Origin of the sequence: Pararhodobacter sp., from assembly GCF_034676545.1 — a bacterium.
Lineage (GTDB): Bacteria > Pseudomonadota > Alphaproteobacteria > Rhodobacterales > Rhodobacteraceae > Pararhodobacter.
This window is the reverse complement of the sequence record NZ_JAUCBZ010000015.1, coordinates 977,424-999,698: the sequence shown is the minus strand read 5'-3', so window position 1 is coordinate 999,698 and position 22,275 is coordinate 977,424. Positions and strand designations below refer to the sequence as shown.

Sequence of the window (22,275 nt, the reverse complement as noted above, 5' to 3'; positions counted from 1 at the left end):
GCTGCGGTTTCAGGGGTGTCGCGGAATACCATGACCAAGCATCGGTCAGCGGACACCATCAAGCCGAAATTTGCGACGCCGGAGCGGCGATGGCGCGACAAGGCAAATCCATCAAAGGACCTGCGCCTGTACGACGCGCGCGGCACGGCGGCTACGCGCCTGCTCAATTCAGGGCTGACACTTGCCGAGATCGCCAATCACATGGGCTGGTCAGTTCGCTATGCGGCCAACGTGATCGAGCACTATGCAAGGGTATCACCAGACGAAACCGACTCTGTTCTGGTCAAGCTAGCAAAGGCAAAAGCGCGCGCGCGATGAACAAAACTGTAAACGCACCTGTAAACGGCGCATGGCGCGCAAAAGGTGGTTTGACGCAAGCCCTTGAAAAGCCTTGGAGGTGGGTACCGGAATCGAACCGGTCTTCACGGATTTGCAATCCGGTGCGTAACCTCTCCGCCAACCCACCGTTGCCAAGGTTCTGGATGATTTAGCCGCTGTTGCAGGCCGACGCAAGGGGCGGTGAGGGGAGAAGTGTATCCCGGTCAGCGGCACCCAAGTGCCTTGAACGGGCTTTCGACCGCAGGCGCGCGGCTTGGACGGCCCCGGATTTTGGCGGGACCGTCCGAGGGAGCGCATGTTACATATGGATCGCGCCGTCGCCGCAGGCCAGCGCCGCTTCGCGCACCGCTTCGGAATAGGTGGGGTGCGCGTGGCAGGTCAGGGCCAGATCCTGCGCCGAAGCGCCGAATTCCATTGCCACGCAGAACCTCGTGGATCAGATCGCCCGCGCCGGGGCCGATGATGTGGCAGCCCAGAATGCGGTCGGTTTCCTTGTCGGCCAGCAGTTTGACGAAACCGTCGGCCTGAAACACGGCCTTGGCGCGGGCGTTGCCCATGAAGCTGAATTTCCCAACCTTGTAGGCGCGGCCGGACTCCTTGAGCTGCTGCTCAGTCTGGCCGACGTTGGCGACCTCGGGCGTCGTGTAGATCACGCCGGGGATCACGTCGTAATTGACGTGGCCATGCTTGCCGGCGATCACCTCGGCGACGGCCATCCCCTCATCCTCGGCCTTGTGGGCCAGCATCGGACCGACAATTGCGTCGCCGATCGCATAGACGCCGGGAATATTGGTGGCGAATTGCGCATTGGTCTTGATCTGCCCGCGTGGCAGGACCTCGAGGCCAAGGGCGTCGAGGCCGAGCCCATCGGTGAACGGCTTGCGGCCCGTGGCGACGAGGACGATCTCGGCCTCAACCTCATGCGCGGAGTCGTCCTTGCGCAGCTGATAGCTGACCTTGGCACCTTTTTTAAGACGCTCGACCTTTTGCACCGCCGCGCCCAAGGTGAACTTGAAGCCTTGCTTGGTCAGGATTTTCTGGAAGGCCTTGGCGACCTCATTGTCCATGCCCGGGGTGATGGCGTCGAGATATTCAATCACCGTCACCTCGGTGCCAAGCCGCGCGTAGACCGAGCCCATTTCCAGCCCGATCACACCCGCGCCGATCACCACCATGGATTTCGGCACCTTGCCAAGGGTGAGCGCGCCGGTGGAGGTGACGATGACCTCTTCATCAACCTCGACGCCCGGCAAGCTGGAGGGTTCCGACCCGGTGGCGATAACGATGGCTTTGGCCTTGTGGGTGTCATCCCCGACCTTGACCTGACCGGCGGCGGGGATGCTGGCCCAGCCCTTGAGCCAGGTCACCTTGTTCTTTTTGAACAGGAATTCGATGCCCTTGGTGTTGCCGCCGACGACGTCGTCCTTATAGGCGATCATGGCCTCCCAATCGACCTTGGGTTTGGCGACCTTGATGCCCATTTTCTCGAAATTGTGTTCGGCTTCGTGCAGGTTATGCGTCGCGTTCAGCAGGGCTTTGGACGGAATGCAGCCGACGTTCAGGCAGGTGCCGCCCAGCGTTTCGCGGCCCTCGACGCAGGCCACCTTGAGGCCCAATTGCGCGGCGCGGATGGCGCAGACATAACCGCCGGGTCCGGCGCCGATTACGATGAGATCAAAGTCAGCCATTTCGGGTCTCCTGTGGTGGGTGGGGGGAAGGGGGCGCTTCGCCCCCCTCGGCGCGGTGCGCCTCACCCCCAGAGAGTATTTGAGGCAAGATGAAGCCTGTCATATCAGAGCGGCGATCAACATGGTGAGCGTGGCAAGGAAACCGACAAACCAGATGTAGGAGCGCCAGGGGGTCAGGCCGAAATAATAGGCCGGGACATAGGCGATGCGGGCGACCAGATAGGTCCAGGCGGCGGCTTGTGTGGTGGCGGTGGATTGGTCGGTGAGGGTGATGACGAGGGTGGCGATGGTGAAGAGGATCAGCCCCTCGAAGTGGTTGTTGAACGCGCGATAGAGGCGGCCGGACTTGACGCTGAGAAGTTCGTGAAGCGGCTTGCCCAGCCGCTGCGGGTCGCGCGGCGACATGGTCTTGCCGGGGCCGACATCGAGGTTGACGACCAGCGACATGACGGCGAACTGGGCGCATTGCAGGAGGGCGGCGAGGGTGAGGGTGAGGAGTTCGGGGGTCATTTGATGTTCTCGAATTCAGCGAGCCGCATTCCCTTGCGAAGCTCCGTTCCATATGATGTGGGGACACCTGCACCTGCGCAGATTTCCGGCAGATTGTGCCCTTCTAACCCAGCTGCGAACTCGATCCCAAAAAGATGAATTGTTACGGCTTTCATGCCATTGGCGGCGGCATGAGAGCGTTTGCCGAATTCAGTGCTCAGGTCATCTGCGCGCATATCATTCCCTTCAGCTTTGTTTGGTTCCACACACACCCTGCGGGCCGAACGAACGGGTCGTAGGGTGTGTGCTTGCACGCACCGTCAGAGATCCATCAACAACCGCCGCGGGTCTTCCAGGGCTTCCTTGACGCGCACCAGGAACGTCACGGCGCCTTTGCCGTCGACGACGCGGTGGTCGTAGGAGAGGGCGAGGTACATCATCGGGCGGATGACGATCTGGCCGTTGACCACGACCGGGCGGTCCTGGATCTTGTGCATTCCCAGAATGCCCGACTGCGGGGGGTTCAGGATCGGTGAGGACATCAGCGAGCCGTAGACGCCGCCGTTCGAGATGGTGAAGGAGCCGCCCTGCATTTCCGCCATGGTCAGCTTGCCGTCGCGGGCGCGCAGGCCCAATTCGGCGATCTTCTTCTCGATGGCGGCAAAGCTCATCTGGTCGGCGTCGCGCACCACCGGCACCACGAGGCCGGTTGGTGTGCCGACGGCGACGCCCATGTGGACGTAGTTTTTATAGACCACATCGCCGCCGTCGATCTCGGCGTTGACCTCGGGCACTTCGCGCAGCGCGTGGGTACAGGCTTTGACGAAGAACGACATGAAGCCCAGTTTGACGCCGTGCTTTTTCTCGAACTGGCCTTTGTATTCGTTGCGCAATTCCATGACGCCCGACATGTCCGCCTCGTTGTAGGTGGTCAGCATGGCGGCGGTGTTCTGCGCGTCCTTCAGGCGGCGGGCGATGGTGGCGCGCAGGCGGGTCATTTTCACACGCTCTTCGCGGGCGGCGTCGTCGGCGGGAACCGGGCCCCGCGGGACCGAAACCGGAGCCGGTGCCGGCCGACGCAACGGCGGGCGCAGACGCCACTGCTTTTTGCACGTCCTCTTTCATCACACGGCCATCGCGGCCGGTGCCAGTCACCTGATCCGAGGTCAGACCCGCTTCGGCCATGGCCTTTTTAGCTGAGGGCGCGTCTTCGACCGATTTCGCGGCCGCAGCGGGTTTCTCTGCCGGTTTCTCAGCAGGTTTCTCTGCAGATTTCTCGTCGGCTTTGGCCGGGGCTGGCGCAGCAGCCTCGCCTTCGCTGATCATGGCCAGCAACGCGTTGACGCCGACGGTTTCACCCTCGGGGGCGATGATCTCCGACAGGACACCGGCTGCGGGCGCTGGCACTTCGACGGTGACCTTGTCGGTCTCCAGCTCGCACAGCATTTCGTCGGCGGCGACGGTGTCACCAACCTTTTTGAACCAGGTGGCGATGGTCGCCTCGGAAACGCTTTCGCCCAGGGTGGGGACGCGGACTTCGGTGCTCATGGATCAGTTCCCTTCAATCGTCAGCGCGTCGTTCAAGAGCGCTTCTTGTTGTGCTTTGTGGCGTGACGCAAGCCCGGTCGCGGGCGAGGCAGAGGCCGGGCGCCCGGCGTAGCGGGGGCGTTTTTCCTTGGCGCCGATCTGGTTCAGCACCCATTCAAGGTTGGGCTCAATGAAGGACCACGCGCCCTGATTTTTGGGCTCCTCCTGACACCAGACGATTTCCGCCTGGGTGAAGCGGCCAAGCTCCTGACGCAGCGACTGTGTCGGCACCGGGTAGAGTTGCTCGACGCGCATCAGATAGATGTCGTCCAGACCGCGGGCATCGCGTTCGGCGAGCAGGTCGAAATAGACCTTGCCCGAACACATCACCACGCGCTTGATCTCGGCGTCGGGCTTCAGCGTGAGGTCGGAATGGCCGTATTGCGCATCGTCCCACAAAATGCGGTGGAAGGTCGAGCCATCGGTGAAATCGGCGGCTTTGCTGATGCATTTCGGATGCCGCAACAAGGATTTCGGCGTCATCAGCACCAAGGGTTTGCGGAAGTCGCGGTGCATCTGACGGCGCAGGATGTGGAAATAGTTGGCCGGGGTCGTGCAATTGGCGACGATCCAGTTTTCTTCGGCGGAGTTCTGCAAGAACCGCTCCAGACGGGCCGACGAGTGCTCTGGCCCCTGCCCTTCAAACCCGTGCGGCAACAGCATCACAAGGCCCGACATGCGCAGCCATTTGCTTTCGCCCGAGCAGATGAACTGGTCGAACATGATCTGCGCGCCGTTGGCGAAATCGCCGAACTGGGCCTCCCACAGGGTCAAGGTGTTGGGTTCCGACAGCGAATAGCCGTATTCAAACCCCAGCACCGCGTATTCCGACAGCATCGAGTCGATCACCTCATAGCGCGCTTGACCGGCGCGAATGTGGTTGAGCGGGTAAAAACGCTCTTCGGTTTCCTGATCGACCAGCCCCGAGTGACGCTGACTGAAGGTGCCGCGCGTGCTGTCCTGTCCGGACAGGCGCACCGGGAACCCTTCGGTCAACAGCGAGCCAAAGGCCAGCGCCTCGGCGGTTGCCCAGTCAAAGCCTTCGCCGCTTTCGAACATCTGCTTTTTGGCCTCGAGCAGCCGGGTCACGGTGCGATGCGCCTTGAAATCCTCGGGCACACGGGTCAGCCCCGCGCCGACCTCGGCCATCGTTTCCGCCTTGATGCAGGTCTGGCCACGCTGATAGTTGACCATATCCTTGGTCTTGAGCGACTTCCAACGCCCATCCAGCCAATCGGCCTTGTTCGGGCGGTACTCTTTGCCCAGCTCGAATTCTTCATTGAGATGCGACTGGAAGGCGGCTTTCATGTCGTCAATCTCGCCTTCGGGGATCAGCCCGTCCGCGACCAGACGCTCGGTGTACAATTGCAGAGTCGTCTTGTGACGCTTGATGTTGTTGTACATCTGCGGGTTGGTGAACATGGGCTCATCGCCCTCGTTATGACCAAAGCGACGGTAACAGAACATGTCGATCACCACGTCGCGGCCGAATTCCTGACGGAACTCGATGGCGACCTTGGCGGCATGCACCACGGCCTCGGGGTCATCGCCGTTGACGTGGAAGATCGGTGCCTCGACCATCAGCGCGATATCCGTCGGATAGGGGCTGGAGCGGCTGAAATGCGGCGCGGTGGTAAAGCCGATCTGGTTGTTGACCACGATATGCAAGGTGCCGCCGGTTTTGTGGCCCTTGAGCCCGGACAGGCCAAAGCACTCCGCCACGACGCCCTGCCCGGCAAAGGCCGCATCCCCATGCAGCAGGATCGGCAGCACGGAACGGCGCGTGTCGTCATTCTGTTGATCCTGCTTGGCGCGCACCTTGCCCAGGACAACCGGGTTCACCGCCTCAAGATGCGAGGGGTTGGCGGTCAGCGACAGGTGCACGGTGTTGCCGTCGAACTCGCGGTCCGACGACGCCCCGAGGTGATATTTCACATCGCCCGAGCCATCGACGTCTTCGGGCTTGAAGCTGCCACCTTGAAACTCGTTGAAGATCGCCCGGAACGGCTTGCCCATCACGTTGGCCAACACGTTCAGGCGGCCACGGTGCGGCATGCCAAAGGCGATTTCCTTGACGCCCAGCGCGCCGCCGCGCTTGATGATCTGCTCCATCGCCGGGATCAGCGCCTCGGCCCCGTCCAGGCCAAAGCGTTTGGTGCCCATGTATTTGACATGCAGAAACTTCTCGAAGCCCTCGGCCTCGACCAGTTTGTTCAGGATCGCCTTGCGGCCCATCTTGGTAAAGGTGATTTCCTTGCCATAGCCTTCGATCCGCTCTTTCAGCCACGCGGCCTCGACAGGGTTCGAGATATGCATGAATTGCAACGCAAACGTGCCGCAATAGGTCCGCGTCAGGATCTCGATGATGGTGCGCATCGAGGCAACCTGCATGCCCAGCACGTTGTCGATGAAAATCGGGCGGTCCAGATCCTCATTGGAGAACCCATAGGATACAGGGTCCAATTCAGGATGCAGGGATTCGTCGCGCATGTTCAGCGGATCGAGGTCTGCAACCAGATGCCCGCGGATGCGATACGCGCGGATGATCATCAGCGCGCGCAAACTGTCCAGAACCGCGCGCTGCACTTGCGCATCGGTAACCTCGACACCCCGCTCTTCGGCCTTGGCACGGATTTTGTCGCCCGCGGCCTTGGCCTCGGCGGCAGGGGCTGACGGCCATTCGCCGGTCAGGGCGGCGGTCAGGTCGTCACTGGGCATCGGCGGCCAATCGGCGCGCGCCCAGCTTGGCCCTTGGGCCTGCCGCATGGCGGTGACATCATCGTCACCCGTGGCCTCGAAAAACGCGGCCCAGGCGGCATCGACGCTGGACGGGTCCTGCGCGTGGCGAGCCTGCATCTGGTCGATATACTCCGCATTCGCCCCGTCGAGAAAGCTCGAGGCGTGAAGGGCGTCATTGGGGCTTTGATCATTCATGGGTCAAGTCCTCGGCAAGAGGGAGATTTTCAACGGAGTGTCAAATGCCGTGGCGCAATTCATCAGAACCACGGGTCGGAATTTTGTGTTTTCGGGCGACATCTGAACCGGCCAGCGCCCCCGCCACAAGGGCGAGGGCGGCGTTGCATGGTTCATTGGCCGTCCGGCAGGGCATCAGCCTTTGATCGCTTTCATCACGGCCTCGCCCAGCGTGGCGGGGCTGTCGGCAACAATGATTCCCGCCGAACGCATGGCTTCGATTTTGCTTTCGGCGTCGCCCTTGCCGCCAGACACGATCGCGCCGGCGTGACCCATGCGACGACCGGGAGGGGCGGTGCGCTGGCGATAAAGCCGGCGGTTGGCTTCCAGCGGCCCTTCTTGCGTTGCGCGGCCAGGAATTCGGCGGCTTCTTCTTCGGCCGAGCCACCGATTTCGCCGATCATGATCATCGAATGCGTCTCATCATCCGACAGGAACATGTCCAGCACGTCGATATGCTCGGTGCCCTTGATCGGGTCGCCGCCGATGCCGACCGCGGTCGATTGGCCAAGGCCCAGATCACTGGTCTGCTTGACCGCCTCATAGGTCAGCGTGCCCGAGCGCGACACCACACCGCACGAGCCGCGCATGTGGATATGGCCGGGCATGATGCCGATCTTGCATTCGTCCGGGGTGATGACACCGGGGCAGTTCGGGCCGATCAGACGGCTTTTCGAGCCTTCCAGCGCGCGCTTGACCTTCATCATGTCAAGCACTGGAATGCCCTCGGTGATGCAAACGATCAGTTCCATCTCGGCGTCGATGGCTTCAAGGATGGAATCTGCTGCGAAGGGTGGCGGAACGTAGATCACGCTGGCATTCGCGCCGGTGACATGGCGCGCTTCGTGCACCGAGTTGAAGATCGGCAGGTCCAGATGCGTGCCGCCACCTTTGCCGGGCGTCACGCCGCCGACCATCTTGGTGCCGTAAGCGATGGCCTGTTCCGAGTGGAATGTCCCCTGCGAGCCGGTGAAGCCCTGACAGATGACCTTGGTGTTTTTGTCGACGAGAATGGCCATGCAGTTATTCTTTCTCTGTAGGCGGGGTCAGGCCCCTGACTTGATGTTAGTGCGAGTGCAAGATTGCGAGAACCAGGCGTGTCCCCGAAACGGCAGGCGCAAGCCTTCGCAACGTGACGATCCCCGCATTGCTGCCCGTTGTTTGAACCGTGATCCCGGCAACGGGGACCCCTGCAGCTTCTGAGCGATTGTCGACTGGTCGCGCGCCGGGAAACCGACGCGCAAGCATCGCGGTGATGCGTGCGGTCTGGCCGGTTCTGGACTCCGCCGCGACCGCGCAATATCGGCCATCCCGGGAAAGCAGGACCATTGGTCGGCGGTCATCGACAACAAATGCCATCACTTCGCTATCAGCATCACGCGGCGCGGCAACATAGTCCGCGCGCCGAAGTCGTTGCGACACCAGCGACACATCGCGCCCGCCATCGAGGCAGAAGCGTTCAAACGCGGTGACCAGAGCAGCGGGCGAGGATTTAGGCACGATGTTGCTGGGGCGCAGGTTGGCATATTCGTATTGCTCGTGTGTTGGCATGCCCACCGGCACCGCGGGGGTAGTCGGTTCCGGCGCCGCCATGCACCCAGCCAAGCCCATCGCAACAAATCCCAAGCGCGCAGCACTGAGCGCCACATCCGTGGCAGCGCTTTGCATGTGCGTGAACACTTGATTGGACATGTCGCGATGGCTCCTTGCTGTCCGTTCGCTTTACCCCTTAACCGCCTTCACGATCTTTTCGGCCGCGTCCGACAGATTGTCCGCCGCGATCACGTTCAAGCCGCTCTCATTGATGATCTTCTTGCCCAGATCGACGTTCGTGCCCTCAAGACGCACGACCAGCGGCACCTTCAGGCCCATTTCCTTGACCGCCGCAATCACGCCCTCGGCGATGATGTCGCAGCGCATGATGCCGCCGAAGATGTTGACCAGGATGCCTTTGACGTTGGGGTCAGAGGTGATGATCTTGAACGCCTCGGTGACCTTTTCCTTGGTCGCGCCGCCGCCCACATCCAGGAAGTTGGCCGGTTCCGCACCGTACAGCTTGATGATGTCCATCGTCGCCATGGCCAGACCCGCGCCGTTGACCATGCAACCGATCTCACCGTCCAGCGCGATATAGTTCAGGTCGAATTTCGACGCAGCCAGTTCCTTGGGGTCTTCCTCGGTCTCGTCGCGCAGCGCCAGAATGTCGGGCTGGCGGTACAGGGCGTTCGAATCAAAACCCATCTTGGCGTCGAGGCATTTCAGATCGCCCTCGTCGGTGACGATCAGCGGGTTGATCTCGACCATCTCGGCGTCACGCTCGATGAACAGCTTGTAGAGCTTGTTGATCAGGTCCACGCATTGCTTGACCTGCTTGCCCTTGAGGCCCAAGGCGAAGGCCACACGGCGGCCATGGAAGCCCTGAATGCCCGTGGCGGGGTCAACGGTGAAGGAGAGGATCTTGTCGGGCGTGTTGGCCGCGACTTCCTCGATGTCCATGCCGCCTTCGGTGGAGACGACGAAGGACACGCGCGAGGTGGCGCGATCAACCAGCAGCGCGAGGTAGAGTTCAGACTCGATGCCCGACCCATCCTCGATATAAATGCGGTTCACGACCTTGCCAGCCGGGCCGGTCTGGTGCGTCACAAGCGTGCGACCCAGCATCAGCGCCGCCTGCTCGGCGGCTTCGGCGACCGATTTGGTCAGGCGCACGCCGCCCTTTTCGCCCGCAGACGCCTCCTTGAAGTGCCCCTTGCCGCGACCACCCGCGTGGATCTGGGCTTTGACAACCCAGAGCGGGCCATCCATTTCGCCTGCTGCGCTTTTGGCTTCTTCAGCCCGGAGGACGACGCGCCCTTCCGAAACCGGAATGCCGTAGCTGCGAAGCAGGGCCTTGGCTTGGTATTCATGAATATTCACGGAAACTGTCCCCGTCTGCTGCGATTTAAACCTTACTTGCCACGAAACTGCGGTGACACAAATGAATAAATCATGCACAACAGGCGAATTCAGGGTTTTTCTTTGGTTTGTGATCACAGTCTCGAAACGTGTGATCACAAACCCTGCAAACACCCTGCCAATCGCTTTCACACCGCCGAGAGCCGCCCGGCGATCCTGACGAGAACCCGCGATCGCGGCATGGTGACAGGCCCATGGACACCGATTCCCTGCAAAGATCCACCCCCTATCCTCCCGCGATCCTGCGCCCTGTCCTGACGCTGGGGATCACGCAAATCATCGGCTTCGGCACGCTCTATTATGCGTTTGGCGTGATCGTCACGCCGCTCAGCGCCGATCTGGGCATCACGCAAACCTTTGCGTATGGCGTGCTGTCGGTGGCCTTGCTGATCGGCAGCCTGACCGCGACGCTGGCGGGTCGGTTGATCGACCGTCACGGCGCGCGGGTGATGATGGCGGCGGGGTCGGTCGCGTGTGCCGTGGCCTTTCTGGCCATGTCGCAGATCGGCAGCGCCACGGGCCTGATCGTGACCTTGACCCTCGCCGAGATCATCGCCCCTTTGGTGCTCTACGACGCCGCTTTTGCCGGGATTGCACAAGCGGTGGGCGAACGGCGGGCGCGGCGGGCGATCACGCAGATGACGCTGCTTGGGGGCTTTGCCTCGACGGTGTTCTGGCCGCTGACCCTGACGCTGATCGAGGGCTGGGATTGGCGCGTGGCGCTCATGGTGTTCGCGGGGTTGCATCTGTTTGTGTGCCTGCCCTTGCACCTGAGCCTGCCCCGCCCGGTGCGCAACGAGGCGGTGCGGGCAACCGAACCGCCCCAATTCGCGCCCCTGCCGAGTGCTCTGCACCGTCGGGCGATGATCTTTCTGGCCTTCGGGTTTTCGCTGTCCTGGGCGGTGATGGCGGCGTTCTCGGCGCAATGGGTACCGGTGATGGCGGCCATCGGGCTGGAGCAGACCATCGCCGTCGCGGCGGGCGCGCTGATGGGTCCGGCACAGGTGATTGCCCGCGTCGTCGAGATGATGTTTGCCGCCCGCCGTCACCCGATGGAAACCGCGCTGGTGGCAATGCTCTGCCTTGCGCTGGCGGTCGCAGTTCTGGCGCTGGCCCCGGTCGGCATGATCGCCGCGTCGATTTTCGCGGTGCTGTTCGGCGTGGGGCAAGGGCTGGCGACAATGGTGCGCGGCACGGTGCCCTTGGCGCTGTTCGGGCTTGCGGGCTACGCCACGCGGCTTGGTCGGCTGGCGGCCCTGCGCATGGTGGTCGCGGCACTGGCGCCGTTTGGCATGGCGTGGTCGATGGCCGCCTCCGGCCCCGGTGTGACCCTGTGGATCACCTGCGGGTTTGCCATGCTGTCGCTGGCTGCCTTGTGGCTGGTGCCGTGGCGCGCGTTACAGAACTAGCGGTGTGCGGTCGCCTTGGGCGAATTGGCGCAGCACGGCGGGGTAAAGCCGATGCTCTTGCACCAACACCCGCGCGGCCAGCGTTTCCGCCGTGTCACCCTTGCAGATCGGCACGCGCGCCTGACCCAGAACCGGCCCGGCGTCGAGATCCGCGATCACCTCATGCACCGAGCACCCGGCCTCTGCGTCACCCGCGTCCAGCGCGCGCTGATGGGTGTGCAATCCGGGGTATTTCGGCAGCAAGGACGGATGAATGTTCAGCATCCGGCCCTGAAATTGCTGGATGAAATCACGGGTGAGAATGCGCATGAACCCGGCCAGACAAATAATATCGGGCCGCGCCGCCAGCAGGGGTTCCAGCAGCGCCGCCTCGAACGCGGCGCGGTCGCCCTTGAACGGCCGGTGATCGACGGCGGCGGTGGCAAGACCCATCTCGGCCGCTCGCGCCAGACCCTTGGCGCTGGGGTCATTCGACAGCACCAACACCGGGCGCGCCGGGTGATCGCCGGTCATGGACTGCGCCAACGTCACCATATTCGAGCCACCCCCAGAAATCAGGATCGCGACCCGCTTATGGTCCGCTGTCACAGGATGGACCCGCTATAGCGCACGCCTTCTTGTGCCGTGACATGGCCCAACTGGCTGACCGTTTCGCCCTGCGCGACCAGCAACGCGGTCAAGGCCTCGGCGCGGTCGGCGGCGACCACGACGATCATGCCGATGCCGCTGTTGAAGGTTTTCAGCAACTCGGGTTCGGACAGATTGGCCGTGCGGGCCAGCCAGTCGAACACCGGCGGCAGGGTCCAGGAATTCAGGTCGATCTCTGCGCCCAACCCCTCGGGCAGGACACGCGGCAGGTTCTCGGTCAACCCGCCGCCGGTGATATGCGCCAAGGCATGCACGCCACCCGCGCGGATCGCCGCCAAAGCCTGTTTCACATACAGCCGCGTGGGCGTCAGCAAGGCCTCGCCCACCGTGCCCGCGCTGAACGGGCTGGGGTCGGACCAATTCAGGCCCGCCTTTTCCACCACCTTGCGCACCAGGGAATAGCCGTTGGAATGCACCCCGTTCGAGGCCAGTCCCAGCAGCACATCGCCCTGAACCACCCCCGACGGCAGGTCGGTGCCGCGCTCCATCGCGCCCACGGCAAAGCCCGCCAGATCAAAATCGCCCGCGTGATACATGCCCGGCATTTCCGCTGTCTCGCCGCCGATCAAGGCGCAACCGGACCGCGCGCAGCCCTCGGCGATCCCCTCGATGATGCGGGCGGCCTGGTCTACGTCCAGCTTGCCGGTGGCGAAATAATCGAGGAAAAACAGCGGCTCTGCCCCTTGGCAGACCAGATCGTTGACGCACATCGCGACAAGATCAATGCCGATGGTATCAACCACGCCGGTATCAATCGCGATGCGCAGCTTGGTGCCGACGCCGTCGGTGGCCGCAACCAGCACCGGGTCGCTATAGCCCGCCGCCTTGAGGTCAAACAGCGCGCCGAACCCGCCCAGCCCGGACATCGTGCCCGGCCGACTGGTGCGCTTTGCGGCTGGCTTGATCCGCTCGACCAAGGCGTTGCCTGCGTCGATATCAACCCCTGCCTGCGCATAGGTCAGCCCGTTTTCAGTGGTCATGGTGTGCCCCCGGCCCAAGTTTGCCATGGCGTTACCGCATCACAGGCCGGGGATCAATTGCATGTGCGGTTTTCGCGCCGCGAACCGCCGTGTTGGCGGCAAATCCGCCGCGCAGGCCCGTGCCAGCGCGCTGCAACCTGCCGGGCCCGCGCAACTTCTTGACCACCCTGCACAACCTGTTAATCAGGGTCGGGCTGGGCCTGTAGCTCAATGGTTAGAGCAGGGCGCTCATAACGCCTTGGTTGGGGGTTCGAGTCCCTCCGGGCCTACCAGCGGACTTTTGCGGTCAGGCGTCGCGGGTCGTTGCACGACATGGCTTGCCGCCGATTGCCGTTTCATGCGACCACCGATGTTGCGCAGGTCGGGACTGCTGGAAAGGGTTTTTGATGACAACGCCACTTCGAATCGACATCGTGTCCGACGTGATGTGCCCTTGGTGCATCATCGGTTACAGCCAATTGGCGCAGGCGCTCGAGGCGACGGGCACCGCGCATGAAATCCACTGGCATCCATTCGAACTGAACCCCGATATGCCCGCCGAGGGGCAAAACCTGCGTGAGCATCTGGCCGAGAAATATGGCTCCACGCCCGCGCAATCCGCGCAGAACCGCGCGCAGTTGATGGCGCTGGGGGCGGAACTGGGTTTCGTGATCAACTTCTCCGATGACACGCGGATGCACAACACGTTCAACGCCCATCAATTGCTGCACTGGGCCGAGACGCAGGGTCGCAAGCATGATCTGAAACAGGCGCTGTTCGCCGCGCATTTCACCGACGGGCGCAATCTGTCCGATGACGCGGTGTTGGTCGCGGTGGCCGGGGAAATCGGCCTTGACCGGGCCGAGGCGCTGACGGTTCTGCAAGATCAACGGTTTGCGGGCGACGTGCGGAAGGTGCAGAAATTCTGGACCGATCAGGGCATTCGCGGCGTCCCGGCGATGGTGTTCGACCGCAAGCACCTTGTCACCGGCGCGCAGGGTGTCGAGAACTACACCCAGATCCTGCGCCAATTGGCCCAAGATCCGGCCTGAGATCAGCCCCCCTTTCCGCCTCGCGTGCAATGCGGCATGGTTGAGGCCATGATCGACAAACTGGAAATGCTGATTGCCCTGTCACGCGAACGCCATTTTGGCCGCGCGGCTGAGTCCTGCCATGTCACGCAGCCAACGCTTTCGTCAGCCATCAAGGCGCTGGAGGAAACGCTGGGCGTGCAGCTGGTGCTGCGCGGGGCGCGCTATATTGGCCTGACGCCCGAGGGCGAGCGCGTTCTGGCGCGGGCGAAATCCATTGTCGCCGAGGCCCGCGCGATGAAATCCGACGTGGCGACGGCGCGCGATGGTCTGGCGGGCACGCTGCGGCTGGGGGTGATCCCGACGGCGCTGGCCTCGGTGCATGATTACACGCGCCCGTTCCTGACCCGCAATCCGGCGGTTCGGCTGCGGGTGGTGTCGCTCAACAGCCATGAAATTCTGGAACGTCTGGTGGATTTCGAGGTCGACGCGGGCCTCAGTTATGCCGCCGCCGATCTGGCGCATGACACGCCGCCGGGGTTCGAGGTGCTGACCCTGTACAATGAGACCTACGCGCTGGTCACCCGCCCCGATCTTGATCTGCCCGCGACGCTGGACTGGTCGCAATTGGATCAGTTTGAACTGGGCCTGTTGACGCCCGACATGCAGAACCGCCGCATCCTTGACCGGCATCTGGCGCTGGCCGGGATGAGCGTGTCGCCGCGCATCGAATCGAACTCGATTGTTGCGCTGATTGGGCATGTCGGCGATGGCAACGCCGCCACCATTCTGCCGCAACGCACCGCCGCCTTTTTTGCCGAAGGGCGCGGGTTGGCCTGTATTCCGCTGTCTCGGCTCGAGGCGGCGTCAACCGATGTCGCATTTATCCTTCCGCCGGTCGGACGCCGCACCTTGTTGCTGGATGCGTTTGTGCAAAGTTTGGGGTAAGCGTTTCGATAGACGCCATCTATCAAACAACGGAAATAGTAATTTGATTGGCAATCGCTTTGCCGTTAGGCAACGCGGACCGATCGGAGGAGCCACATGACAGCCACGCCAACATTCGGGGATTCAGAGCGCAGCACCCTGCACCAGATCCTTGACGCCCACCGCAGCCTTGAAGGGGCTTTGCTGCCCATCTTGCACGCCGTGCAAGAGGCGTTCGGCTTTGTGCCACAAGAGGCCCTGCCGATCATCGCCAAGGATCAGCAGATCAGCCGCGCCGAGGCGCATGGCGTGATGAGCTTCTACCATGATTTCCGCACGCACCCGGCGGGCCGCACGGTGCTGAAGATCTGCCGCGCCGAGGCCTGTCAGGCGATGGGCGGCGAGGCTTTGGCCGATCACGCCCGCGACGCCTTGGGGATCGACTGGCACGAGACCACCGCCGACGGCGCGATCACGCTGGAGCCGGTGTTCTGCCTTGGCCTGTGCGCCTGTGGTCCCTCGGCGATGGTGAATGGCAAACTGATTGGCCGCGCCGACGTGGCAAAACTGGACGCACTCATCGCGGGGGCAAAAGCATGAAGATATTCGTTCCGCTGGACAGCGCCGCCGTGGCCCTTGGGGCCGATGAAATCGCCGCTGAGATCACCGCACAGGGCAAGGATGTCACGCTGATCCGCAACGGCTCGCGCGGGATGGTCTGGCTGGAGCCGCTGGTCGAGGTGGAAATCGACGGCGTGCGCTTTGGTTTCGGCCCGCTGGATCTGGCCGATGTGCCCGCCCTGTTCGGCGATCTGGCCGCCCACCCCAAGGCGCTGGGTCCCGTTGAGGAACTGCCGTGGATGAAGGGTCAGACCCGCCTGACCTTTGCCCGCGTCGGCGTGATCGACCCCTTGTCGCTGGAGGATTACCGCGCGCATGGCGGCCTCAAAGGCGTGCAGCGCGCGCTGGGCATGACGCCCGCCGAGATCGTGGCGGAGACCACCGAGTCTGGCCTTCGCGGCCGTGGCGGTGCAGGTTTTCCGACCGGCATCAAATGGAAAACCGTCTCCGAGGCGGTGGCGGATCAGAAATACATCGTCTGCAACGCCGACGAGGGCGACAGCGCCACCTTCGCCGACCGCATGGTGATGGAGGGCGACCCGTTCACGCTGATCGAAGGCATGGTGATCGCCGGGCTGGCGACGGGGGCCACCAAGGGCTACGTCTATCTGCGCTCGGAATATCCCATCGCGATCCGGGTGATGAACGAGGCCGTGGCGATAGCCCGCGCAGAGGGCCTGCTGGGCGCGTCGGTGCTGGGCACCGGCCCTGCGTTCGACATGGAGATCCGGGTCGGTGCCGGGGCCTATGTCTGCGGCGAGGAAACCAGCCTGTTGAACTCGCTCGAGGGCAAGCGCGGCGTGGTGCGCGCCAAGCCGCCGCTGCCCGCACTGGAGGGATTTCTGGGCAAGCCGACCGTGGTCAACAACGTGATTTCGCTGGCCACCATCCCGGTGATCTTCGAGCGTGGTGCGGCGTTCTACCGCGACTTCGGCCTTGGCCGATCACGCGGCACGATCCCGTTGCAAATCGCCGGCAACGTCAAACACGGCGGCCTGTACGAGATCGCCTTTGGCCTGCCCTTGGGTGACATCGTCGACAAGATCGGCGGCGGCACGGCCTCGGGGCGTCCGGTCAAGGCGGTGCAGGTCGGCGGGCCGCTGGGGGCCTATTTCCCCCGCGCGCTGTTCGACACACCCTTCGGCTACGAGGAATTCGCGGGCAAGGAGGGCCTGATCGGTCACGCCGGTCTGACCGTGTTCGACGATCGCTCCAACATGTTGAAACTCGCCCGTTTCGCGATGGAATTCTGCGCCATTGAAAGCTGCGGCAAATGCACGCCCTGCCGGATCGGCTCGGTGCGCGGGGTCGAGACCGTGGACCGCATCGCGGCGGGCGACCCAGACGCCATTCCGCTGCTGACCGACCTGTGCGAGACCATGAAAGACGGCTCGCTGTGCGCTTTGGGCGGGTTCACCCCCTACCCCGTCATGTCCGCGCTGACCCATTTCCCTGACGATTTCGCCACCACCGCCAAGGAGGCCGCCGAATGAAAGATTTCATCATCCCCTGGGACGACCGCGATTACGGCACACCCGCCTCGAAATCGACCGAGATGATCACCCTGACCATCGACGGCTTTGCGGTGACGGTTCCGGCCGGCACCAGCATCCTGCGCGCCGCGACCGAGGCCGGGATTCCGGTGCCGAAACTCTGCGCCACCGACAGCGTTGCGGCGTTCGGCTCGTGCCGCCTGTGTCTGGTCGAGATCGACGGCCGCAACGGCACCCCCGCATCCTGCACGACACCCGTCGCCCCCGGCATCAGCGTGCACACCCAGACCGACCGCCTGAACCGGCTGCGGCGCGGCGTGATGGAGCTTTACGCCTCGGATCATCCGGTTCCCGGCCTGGACAGCGCCGCGAATGGCGACAGCGAGTTGCAGAGCATGGCGGCGCGGGTCGGCCTGCGTGAAATCCGCTATACGCCGGGCATGAACCACGTCGCGCCAAAATCCACCAACGGGGCCGAGAACCCGCTGCACACGGTGATCGACAACTCCAACCCCTATTTCAGCTTTGATTCCGCGAAATGCATCGTCTGCTCGCTCTGTGTGCGCGCCTGCGACGAGGTGCAGGGCACCTTTGCCCTGACCATCGAGGGCCGCGGCTTTGACAGCCGGGTCTCGGCGGGAATGACCGGCGACACGTTCCTGACCTCGGATTGTGTGTCCTGCGGCGCTTGCGTGCAGGTCTGCCCGACCGGCAGCCTGCAGGAAAAATCGGTCATCGAAATGGGCCTGCCGGACCGTTCGGTGATCACCACCTGCGCCTATTGCGGCGTCGGGTGCAGCTTCAAGGCGGAAATGCGCGGCAATGAACTGGTGCGCATGGTGCCGCACAAGGGCGGCGAGGCGAACCGCGGGCATTCCTGCGTCAAGGGCCGCTTTGCCTGGGGCTATGCGAACCACAAGGAACGCATCCTGAACCCGATGATTCGCGACAAGATCACCGATCCGTGGCGCGAAGTGTCGTGGGACGAGGCGCTGGCCTTCAGCGCCAGCCGCATGAAAGGGCTGATCGACAAGCACGGCCGCCATTCGGTCGGCGTGATCACCTCGAGCCGTTGCACCAACGAAGAAACCTATCTGGTGCAGAAACTGACCCGCGCGGTGTTCCTGAACAACAACACCGACACCTGCGCGCGCGTCTGCCACTCGCCCACCGGCTACGGGCTGGGCCAGACCTTTGGCACCTCGGCGGGCACGCAGAACTTCGACAGCGTGGAACACACCGACGTGGCGCTGATCATCGGTGCGAATCCGTCTGATGCGCATCCGGTCTTTGCCAGCCGCCTGAAAAAGCGTCTGCGCGCCGGGGCCAAGGTGATCGTGGTTGACCCGCGCCGCACCGAACTGGTCGAGGATGCGCCGCATATCCGCGCCGCGCACCACCTGCCCCTGCGCCCCGGCACCAACGTCGCCGTGGTCACCGCCATGGCGCATGTGATCGTCACCGAGGGCCTGTTCGACGAGGCCTTCATCCGCGAGCGCTGCGATTGGGACGAGTTCCAGGACTACGCCGAATTCGTCGCCGAAGAGCGCAACAGCCCCGAGGCTATCGAGGCGCTATGCGGCGTTGACCCGGAAGAACTGCGCAAGGCCGCGCGGCTTTACGCCACCGGCGGCAATGGCGCGATCTATTACGGGCTGGGCGTGACGGAACATTCGCAGGGCTCGACCGCGGTGATCGGCATCGCCAACCTCGCCATGCTGACCGGCAATATCGGCAAGCTGGGCGTCGGCGTGAACCCGCTGCGCGGCCAGAACAACGTGCAGGGCTCGTGCGACATGGGCTCGTTCCCGCATGAATTGCCGGGCTACCGGCACGTCAAGCTGGACGATGTGCGCGGCCAATTCGAAGCCGCCTGGGGCGTCAGCATCGACACCGAACCGGGCCTGCGCATCAACAACATGCTGGATGCCGCGGTCGATGGCACCTTCAAGGGGCTGTATTGTCAGGGCGAGGATATCCTGCAATCCGACCCAGACACGCAACATGTCGCGGCGGGTCTGGCGGCGATGGACTGTGTGATCGTCCACGACCTGTTCCTCAATGAAACGGCAAATTACGCGCATGTCTTCCTGCCCGGCTCGACCTTTCTGGAAAAGGACGGCACCTTCACCAACGCCGAGCGCCGCATCAACATGGTGCGCAAGGTGATGGCCCCCAAGAATGGTTATGCCGATTGGGAGGTCACGCAGATGCTGGCCAATGCGATGGGCGCCAACTGGACCTATACCCACCCCAGCCAGATCATGGATGAAATCGCCATGCTGACCCCCAGCTTTGCCGGGGTCAGCTTTGATCGCATCGACGCGTTGGGCTCGATCCAGTGGCCCTGCAACGAAAGCGCACCCGAGGGCACACCGACCATGCATATGGACGGGTTCGTGCGCGGCAAGGGCAAGTTCATCCGCACCGAATATGTGGCGACGGATGAGAAAACCGGGCCGCGCTTTCCGCTGTTGCTGACCACCGGGCGCATCCTGAGCCAGTATAACGTCGGCGCGCAGACCCGGCGCACCGCGAACGTGGTCTGGCACGATCAGGACGTGCTGGAAATCCACCCGCATGACGCCGAAAACCGCGGCATTCGCGATGGGGATCTGGTCCGGCTTGCCAGTCGCTCGGGCGAAACCACGCTGCGCGCGGATGTCACCGACCGCGTCTCGCCGGGGGTGGTCTATACGACCTTCCACCACCCTGATACGCAGGCCAACGTCGTCACCACCGACAATTCGGATTGGGCCACGAACTGCCCGGAGTACAAGGTGACAGCGGTGCAGGTGACGCCCTCGAACGGGCCGAGCCAGTGGCAGGAGGACTATTCCGCACAGGCCGAGATGTCGCGGCGCATCCTTCCTGCGGCCGAGTGATGCTGGGTGCGCGGTCCGTTCCACGGCTGACGTTCGGCGCGGCGATCGCGGCGGGCGAGCGGGTGTTGCCCGAGGAGGTCGGCGTGGCGCTGACCTTCAACGGCACGACCCAGGCGGTGATGATGGCCACGCCCGACAATCTGGCGGATTTTGCCACCGGGTTCGCGCTGACTGAAGGGCTGGCGCGCCCCGAGGAGATCGAGAGCATCACCGTCGTCGAACTCGACCGGGGTCTCGATGTGCAAGTCTGGGTGACACCCGCCGCCGAGGCCCGTCTCAAGGATCGGCGGCGCACGATGGCCGGGCCGGTTGGCTGCGGGTTGTGCGGCATTGACAGCCTGGAGCAGGCACTGCGGGATGTGCCCCCGATCCGGCATTCGGGCTTCACCATGACACCGGCGCAGATCAAGGCCGCCGTTGCCGCGCTGCCGGGGCAGCAAACCTTGCATGACGCCACCCGCGCGGTGCATTGCGCCGCGTGGTGGACCGATGGGCGGCTGACCCACGCGCGTGAGGATGTGGGACGGCATAACGCGTTGGACAAGCTGGCCGGGGCGATGGTGCGTGCAAGCACACACCCTACAGTCGCCCCCACCGTAGGGTGTGTGCTTGCACGCACCGACCCAGGACGCGGCGCCATCGTCCTGACCAGCCGGGTCTCGATTGATCTGGTCCAGAAAGTCGCCACACTGGGCGCGCCGATCCTCATTGCCGTTTCATCGCCAACCGCCGACGCCGTTACGCTGGCGGAAACGCTGGGCATCACCCTGATTGCGCAAGCCCGCGCCGATTGTTTTGACGTTTACACCCACACTGACCGCATCGCGACGGAGACCGAACATGTCCGCTGACAAGATCATCCGCATGGCCAACCAGATCGCCACGTTCATGGAATCCAAGCCCCATGCCGAGGGGCTGGAGCTTTGTGCGTCGCATATCAACGACTTCTGGGAGCCCCGTATGCGCCGCCAATTGTTTGCGGTGCTGGATGCCGGTGGCGAAGGTCTGCGTCCACTGCTGATCGAAGCCTCGGCCCAGATCCGCCGCCCCGCAGACCCTGCCTGACTCCAAGCCCCGCCGCATCCCTCAAGAGGCGGCGGGGCCGGGTTTTCCGAGGTCGGCGCTTTGCGTCAGTTCCAGCGTTCCATCATCAGCGCCACCGAGACCGAGCAACCGCGTTCGCCATTGAAGTTCCGGATCCGCAGCCGCAGCCGCATTCTGGAGATGTATTCGAGATTGTCGCCTCCGTTGTAAATCGCATCGCTGCGTGTCAGCACCTGCACCGTCGGCGCCGCGCCCATACCATACAACGCCCCCCAAACCGACCGGCCAAACCCGCGCCGCCATGTCCGTGCCTCCTCGAGGTTCTGGCGGATGGTGTAGATATTCACGCCGCCAACCGCAAAATTCAGCGTGACATGACTGCGGCCATCGGTGTCTTCGCCCGGCACATAGCGCGCGCGCGTCATCTCGGTTTGCACCGGCCACGAGCAGTTGTAGGGCGCATAAATCGCGCCGCCCCCCATATACTCGGCATTGGCGGGCATGGCGGCCAGCAGCAACAGCCCAATCACGGCCAGACGGGCAAGCGGGCGTACAAGGCGGAAGATCAGATAAGAGGCAAACATGGGAAAATCCTCATGGAATGAATCGGGAAAAGCACAGGCGTGAATCAGGTCAGTTCTGGACCAACGACCCGTAAAGCCACGCCGAGCACCCGGGGTGTTCATTGAAGTTGTAAATCCGCACTTGCAGGCGCTCTATCATATAGTCGCCGCGCAATGGCCAATCGGCGTCGATCCCGAAGGACAGGGTCATCGTCGGAGAGGCCGGCGCGTAGGGTCCATTCCAGATATAAACCGCCTGTGTGGGCGTATAGCTGTAGCGGATGCCGTGATCCAGATTCAGGCGCAGGGCGATGGTGCCGGTGTTCATCAAGATCGCCATCTGGGTTTCATTTTCGGCGTTGTCCGGCAGTCCCTGTGGCTCCATCCGCAGCATCACCTGATGCGTACCGGTCCAGCCATACTGGGCGCAGACATCATCAACCGTGATAAAGCCACCGCCCAGATATTCCGTGCGCGCCATGGTTGGAGATGCAGTACAGGCCAACCCCACTGCAATCATCGAGCCGACCATGAGACCCACGCCGGTGCGTGGCGTCCTACGAGACTGTTGAAGGGGCTGAAAAACCATCTTGAAACTCCAAACCTGATGAACATGGGTCTGGAATACTCAGGATTCAGGGCCAAAATGGGGGCAGACCGTGGT

Annotated in this window: 18 protein-coding genes, 2 tRNA genes and 3 pseudogenes; 10 read left to right on the top strand and 13 right to left on the bottom strand. The window is 63.2% G+C overall.

The window, feature by feature from the left end; translation table 11 throughout:
• The first annotated feature begins 30 nt into the window (after positions 1–30).
• Positions 31–318: a hypothetical protein gene (locus VDQ28_RS08340; RefSeq protein WP_323035499.1), complete on the top strand. Its 288-nt coding sequence runs from the start codon at positions 31–33 to the stop codon at positions 316–318.
• 74 nt (positions 319–392) lie between these two features.
• On the opposite strand, the gene VDQ28_RS08335 is transcribed toward VDQ28_RS08340, so the two are convergent.
• From VDQ28_RS08335 to sucC, 9 genes and pseudogenes are all read right to left on the bottom strand, one after another.
• Positions 393–466, bottom strand: a tRNA-Cys gene (locus VDQ28_RS08335).
• Between the two features lie 171 nt (positions 467–637).
• A pseudogene (gene lpdA, locus VDQ28_RS08330) lies at positions 638–2,027 on the bottom strand (dihydrolipoyl dehydrogenase).
• 99 nt (positions 2,028–2,126) lie between these two features.
• Positions 2,127–2,537, bottom strand: coding sequence for an MAPEG family protein (locus VDQ28_RS08325; RefSeq protein ID WP_323035498.1), 411 nt, complete (start codon positions 2,535–2,537; stop codon positions 2,127–2,129).
• Positions 2,534–2,752 (bottom strand): hypothetical protein, encoded by a 219-nt coding sequence (locus VDQ28_RS08320; protein WP_323035497.1) that lies wholly within the window; start codon positions 2,750–2,752, stop codon positions 2,534–2,536. The genes VDQ28_RS08325 and VDQ28_RS08320 overlap by 4 nt, the downstream gene beginning before the upstream one ends.
• Before the next feature lie 84 nt (positions 2,753–2,836).
• A pseudogene (odhB, locus tag VDQ28_RS08315) lies at positions 2,837–4,055 on the bottom strand (2-oxoglutarate dehydrogenase complex dihydrolipoyllysine-residue succinyltransferase); the annotation flags it as partial.
• A 12-nt stretch (positions 4,056–4,067) separates the two neighbouring features.
• Entirely contained in the window at positions 4,068–7,037 is a 2,970-nt protein-coding gene (locus VDQ28_RS08310; RefSeq protein WP_323035496.1) for a 2-oxoglutarate dehydrogenase E1 component, read from the bottom strand.
• Positions 7,038–7,211: 174 nt separating this feature from the next.
• Positions 7,212–8,095, bottom strand: a pseudogene (gene sucD, locus VDQ28_RS08305) (succinate--CoA ligase subunit alpha).
• Positions 8,096–8,141: 46 nt separating this feature from the next.
• A complete protein-coding gene (locus tag VDQ28_RS08300; RefSeq protein ID WP_323035495.1) occupies positions 8,142–8,768 on the bottom strand; it encodes a hypothetical protein in 627 nt (208 codons plus the stop codon).
• Positions 8,769–8,798: 30 nt separating this feature from the next.
• Positions 8,799–9,992: an ADP-forming succinate--CoA ligase subunit beta gene (gene sucC, locus VDQ28_RS08295; protein WP_323035494.1), complete on the bottom strand. Its 1,194-nt coding sequence runs from the start codon at positions 9,990–9,992 to the stop codon at positions 8,799–8,801.
• 233 nt (positions 9,993–10,225) lie between these two features.
• Between sucC and VDQ28_RS08290 the strand changes: the two genes are divergently transcribed.
• Positions 10,226–11,440: an MFS transporter gene (locus VDQ28_RS08290; RefSeq protein ID WP_323035493.1), complete on the top strand. Its 1,215-nt coding sequence runs from the start codon at positions 10,226–10,228 to the stop codon at positions 11,438–11,440.
• Here VDQ28_RS08290 and purN read toward each other — a convergent pair.
• Positions 11,429–12,028 (bottom strand): phosphoribosylglycinamide formyltransferase, encoded by a 600-nt coding sequence (gene purN, locus VDQ28_RS08285; protein WP_323035492.1) that lies wholly within the window; start codon positions 12,026–12,028, stop codon positions 11,429–11,431. The genes VDQ28_RS08290 and purN overlap by 12 nt on opposite strands.
• Complete coding sequence (gene purM, locus VDQ28_RS08280) at positions 12,025–13,068, bottom strand: phosphoribosylformylglycinamidine cyclo-ligase (RefSeq protein ID WP_323035491.1); 1,044 nt, start codon at positions 13,066–13,068, stop codon at positions 12,025–12,027. Before purM ends, purN begins: the two co-directional genes overlap by 4 nt.
• A gap of 196 nt (positions 13,069–13,264) precedes the next feature.
• Between purM and VDQ28_RS08275 the strand changes: the two genes are divergently transcribed.
• From VDQ28_RS08275 to VDQ28_RS08240, 8 genes are all read left to right on the top strand, one after another.
• Positions 13,265–13,340, top strand: a tRNA-Ile gene (locus VDQ28_RS08275).
• Positions 13,341–13,454: 114 nt separating this feature from the next.
• Positions 13,455–14,099: a DsbA family oxidoreductase gene (locus VDQ28_RS08270; protein ID WP_323035490.1), complete on the top strand. Its 645-nt coding sequence runs from the start codon at positions 13,455–13,457 to the stop codon at positions 14,097–14,099.
• A 48-nt stretch (positions 14,100–14,147) separates the two neighbouring features.
• A complete protein-coding gene (locus VDQ28_RS08265; RefSeq protein ID WP_323035489.1) occupies positions 14,148–15,026 on the top strand; it encodes a LysR family transcriptional regulator in 879 nt (292 codons plus the stop codon).
• 96 nt (positions 15,027–15,122) lie between these two features.
• On the top strand, positions 15,123–15,605 hold the full coding sequence (locus tag VDQ28_RS08260; protein WP_323035488.1) for a formate dehydrogenase subunit gamma: 483 nt from the start codon (positions 15,123–15,125) through the stop codon (positions 15,603–15,605).
• Complete coding sequence (locus VDQ28_RS08255) at positions 15,602–17,119, top strand: NADH-quinone oxidoreductase subunit NuoF (protein WP_323035487.1); 1,518 nt, start codon at positions 15,602–15,604, stop codon at positions 17,117–17,119. Before VDQ28_RS08260 ends, VDQ28_RS08255 begins: the two co-directional genes overlap by 4 nt.
• Entirely contained in the window at positions 17,116–20,004 is a 2,889-nt protein-coding gene (gene fdhF / locus VDQ28_RS08250; protein ID WP_323035486.1) for a formate dehydrogenase subunit alpha, read from the top strand. The genes VDQ28_RS08255 and fdhF overlap by 4 nt, the downstream gene beginning before the upstream one ends.
• A complete protein-coding gene (fdhD, locus tag VDQ28_RS08245) occupies positions 20,004–20,855 on the top strand; it encodes a formate dehydrogenase accessory sulfurtransferase FdhD (RefSeq protein WP_323035485.1) in 852 nt (283 codons plus the stop codon). The genes fdhF and fdhD overlap by 1 nt, the downstream gene beginning before the upstream one ends.
• Positions 20,845–21,069: a formate dehydrogenase subunit delta gene (locus VDQ28_RS08240; RefSeq protein WP_323035484.1), complete on the top strand. Its 225-nt coding sequence runs from the start codon at positions 20,845–20,847 to the stop codon at positions 21,067–21,069. Before fdhD ends, VDQ28_RS08240 begins: the two co-directional genes overlap by 11 nt.
• Positions 21,070–21,134: 65 nt before the next feature.
• On the opposite strand, the gene VDQ28_RS08235 is transcribed toward VDQ28_RS08240, so the two are convergent.
• Entirely contained in the window at positions 21,135–21,632 is a 498-nt protein-coding gene (locus VDQ28_RS08235; RefSeq protein WP_323035483.1) for a hypothetical protein, read from the bottom strand.
• A 49-nt stretch (positions 21,633–21,681) separates the two neighbouring features.
• The gene (locus VDQ28_RS08230; protein ID WP_323035482.1) at positions 21,682–22,200 is read right to left on the bottom strand and encodes a hypothetical protein; all 519 of its coding nucleotides are present in this window, start codon (positions 22,198–22,200) and stop codon (positions 21,682–21,684) included.
• Positions 22,201–22,275 lie beyond the last annotated feature (75 nt).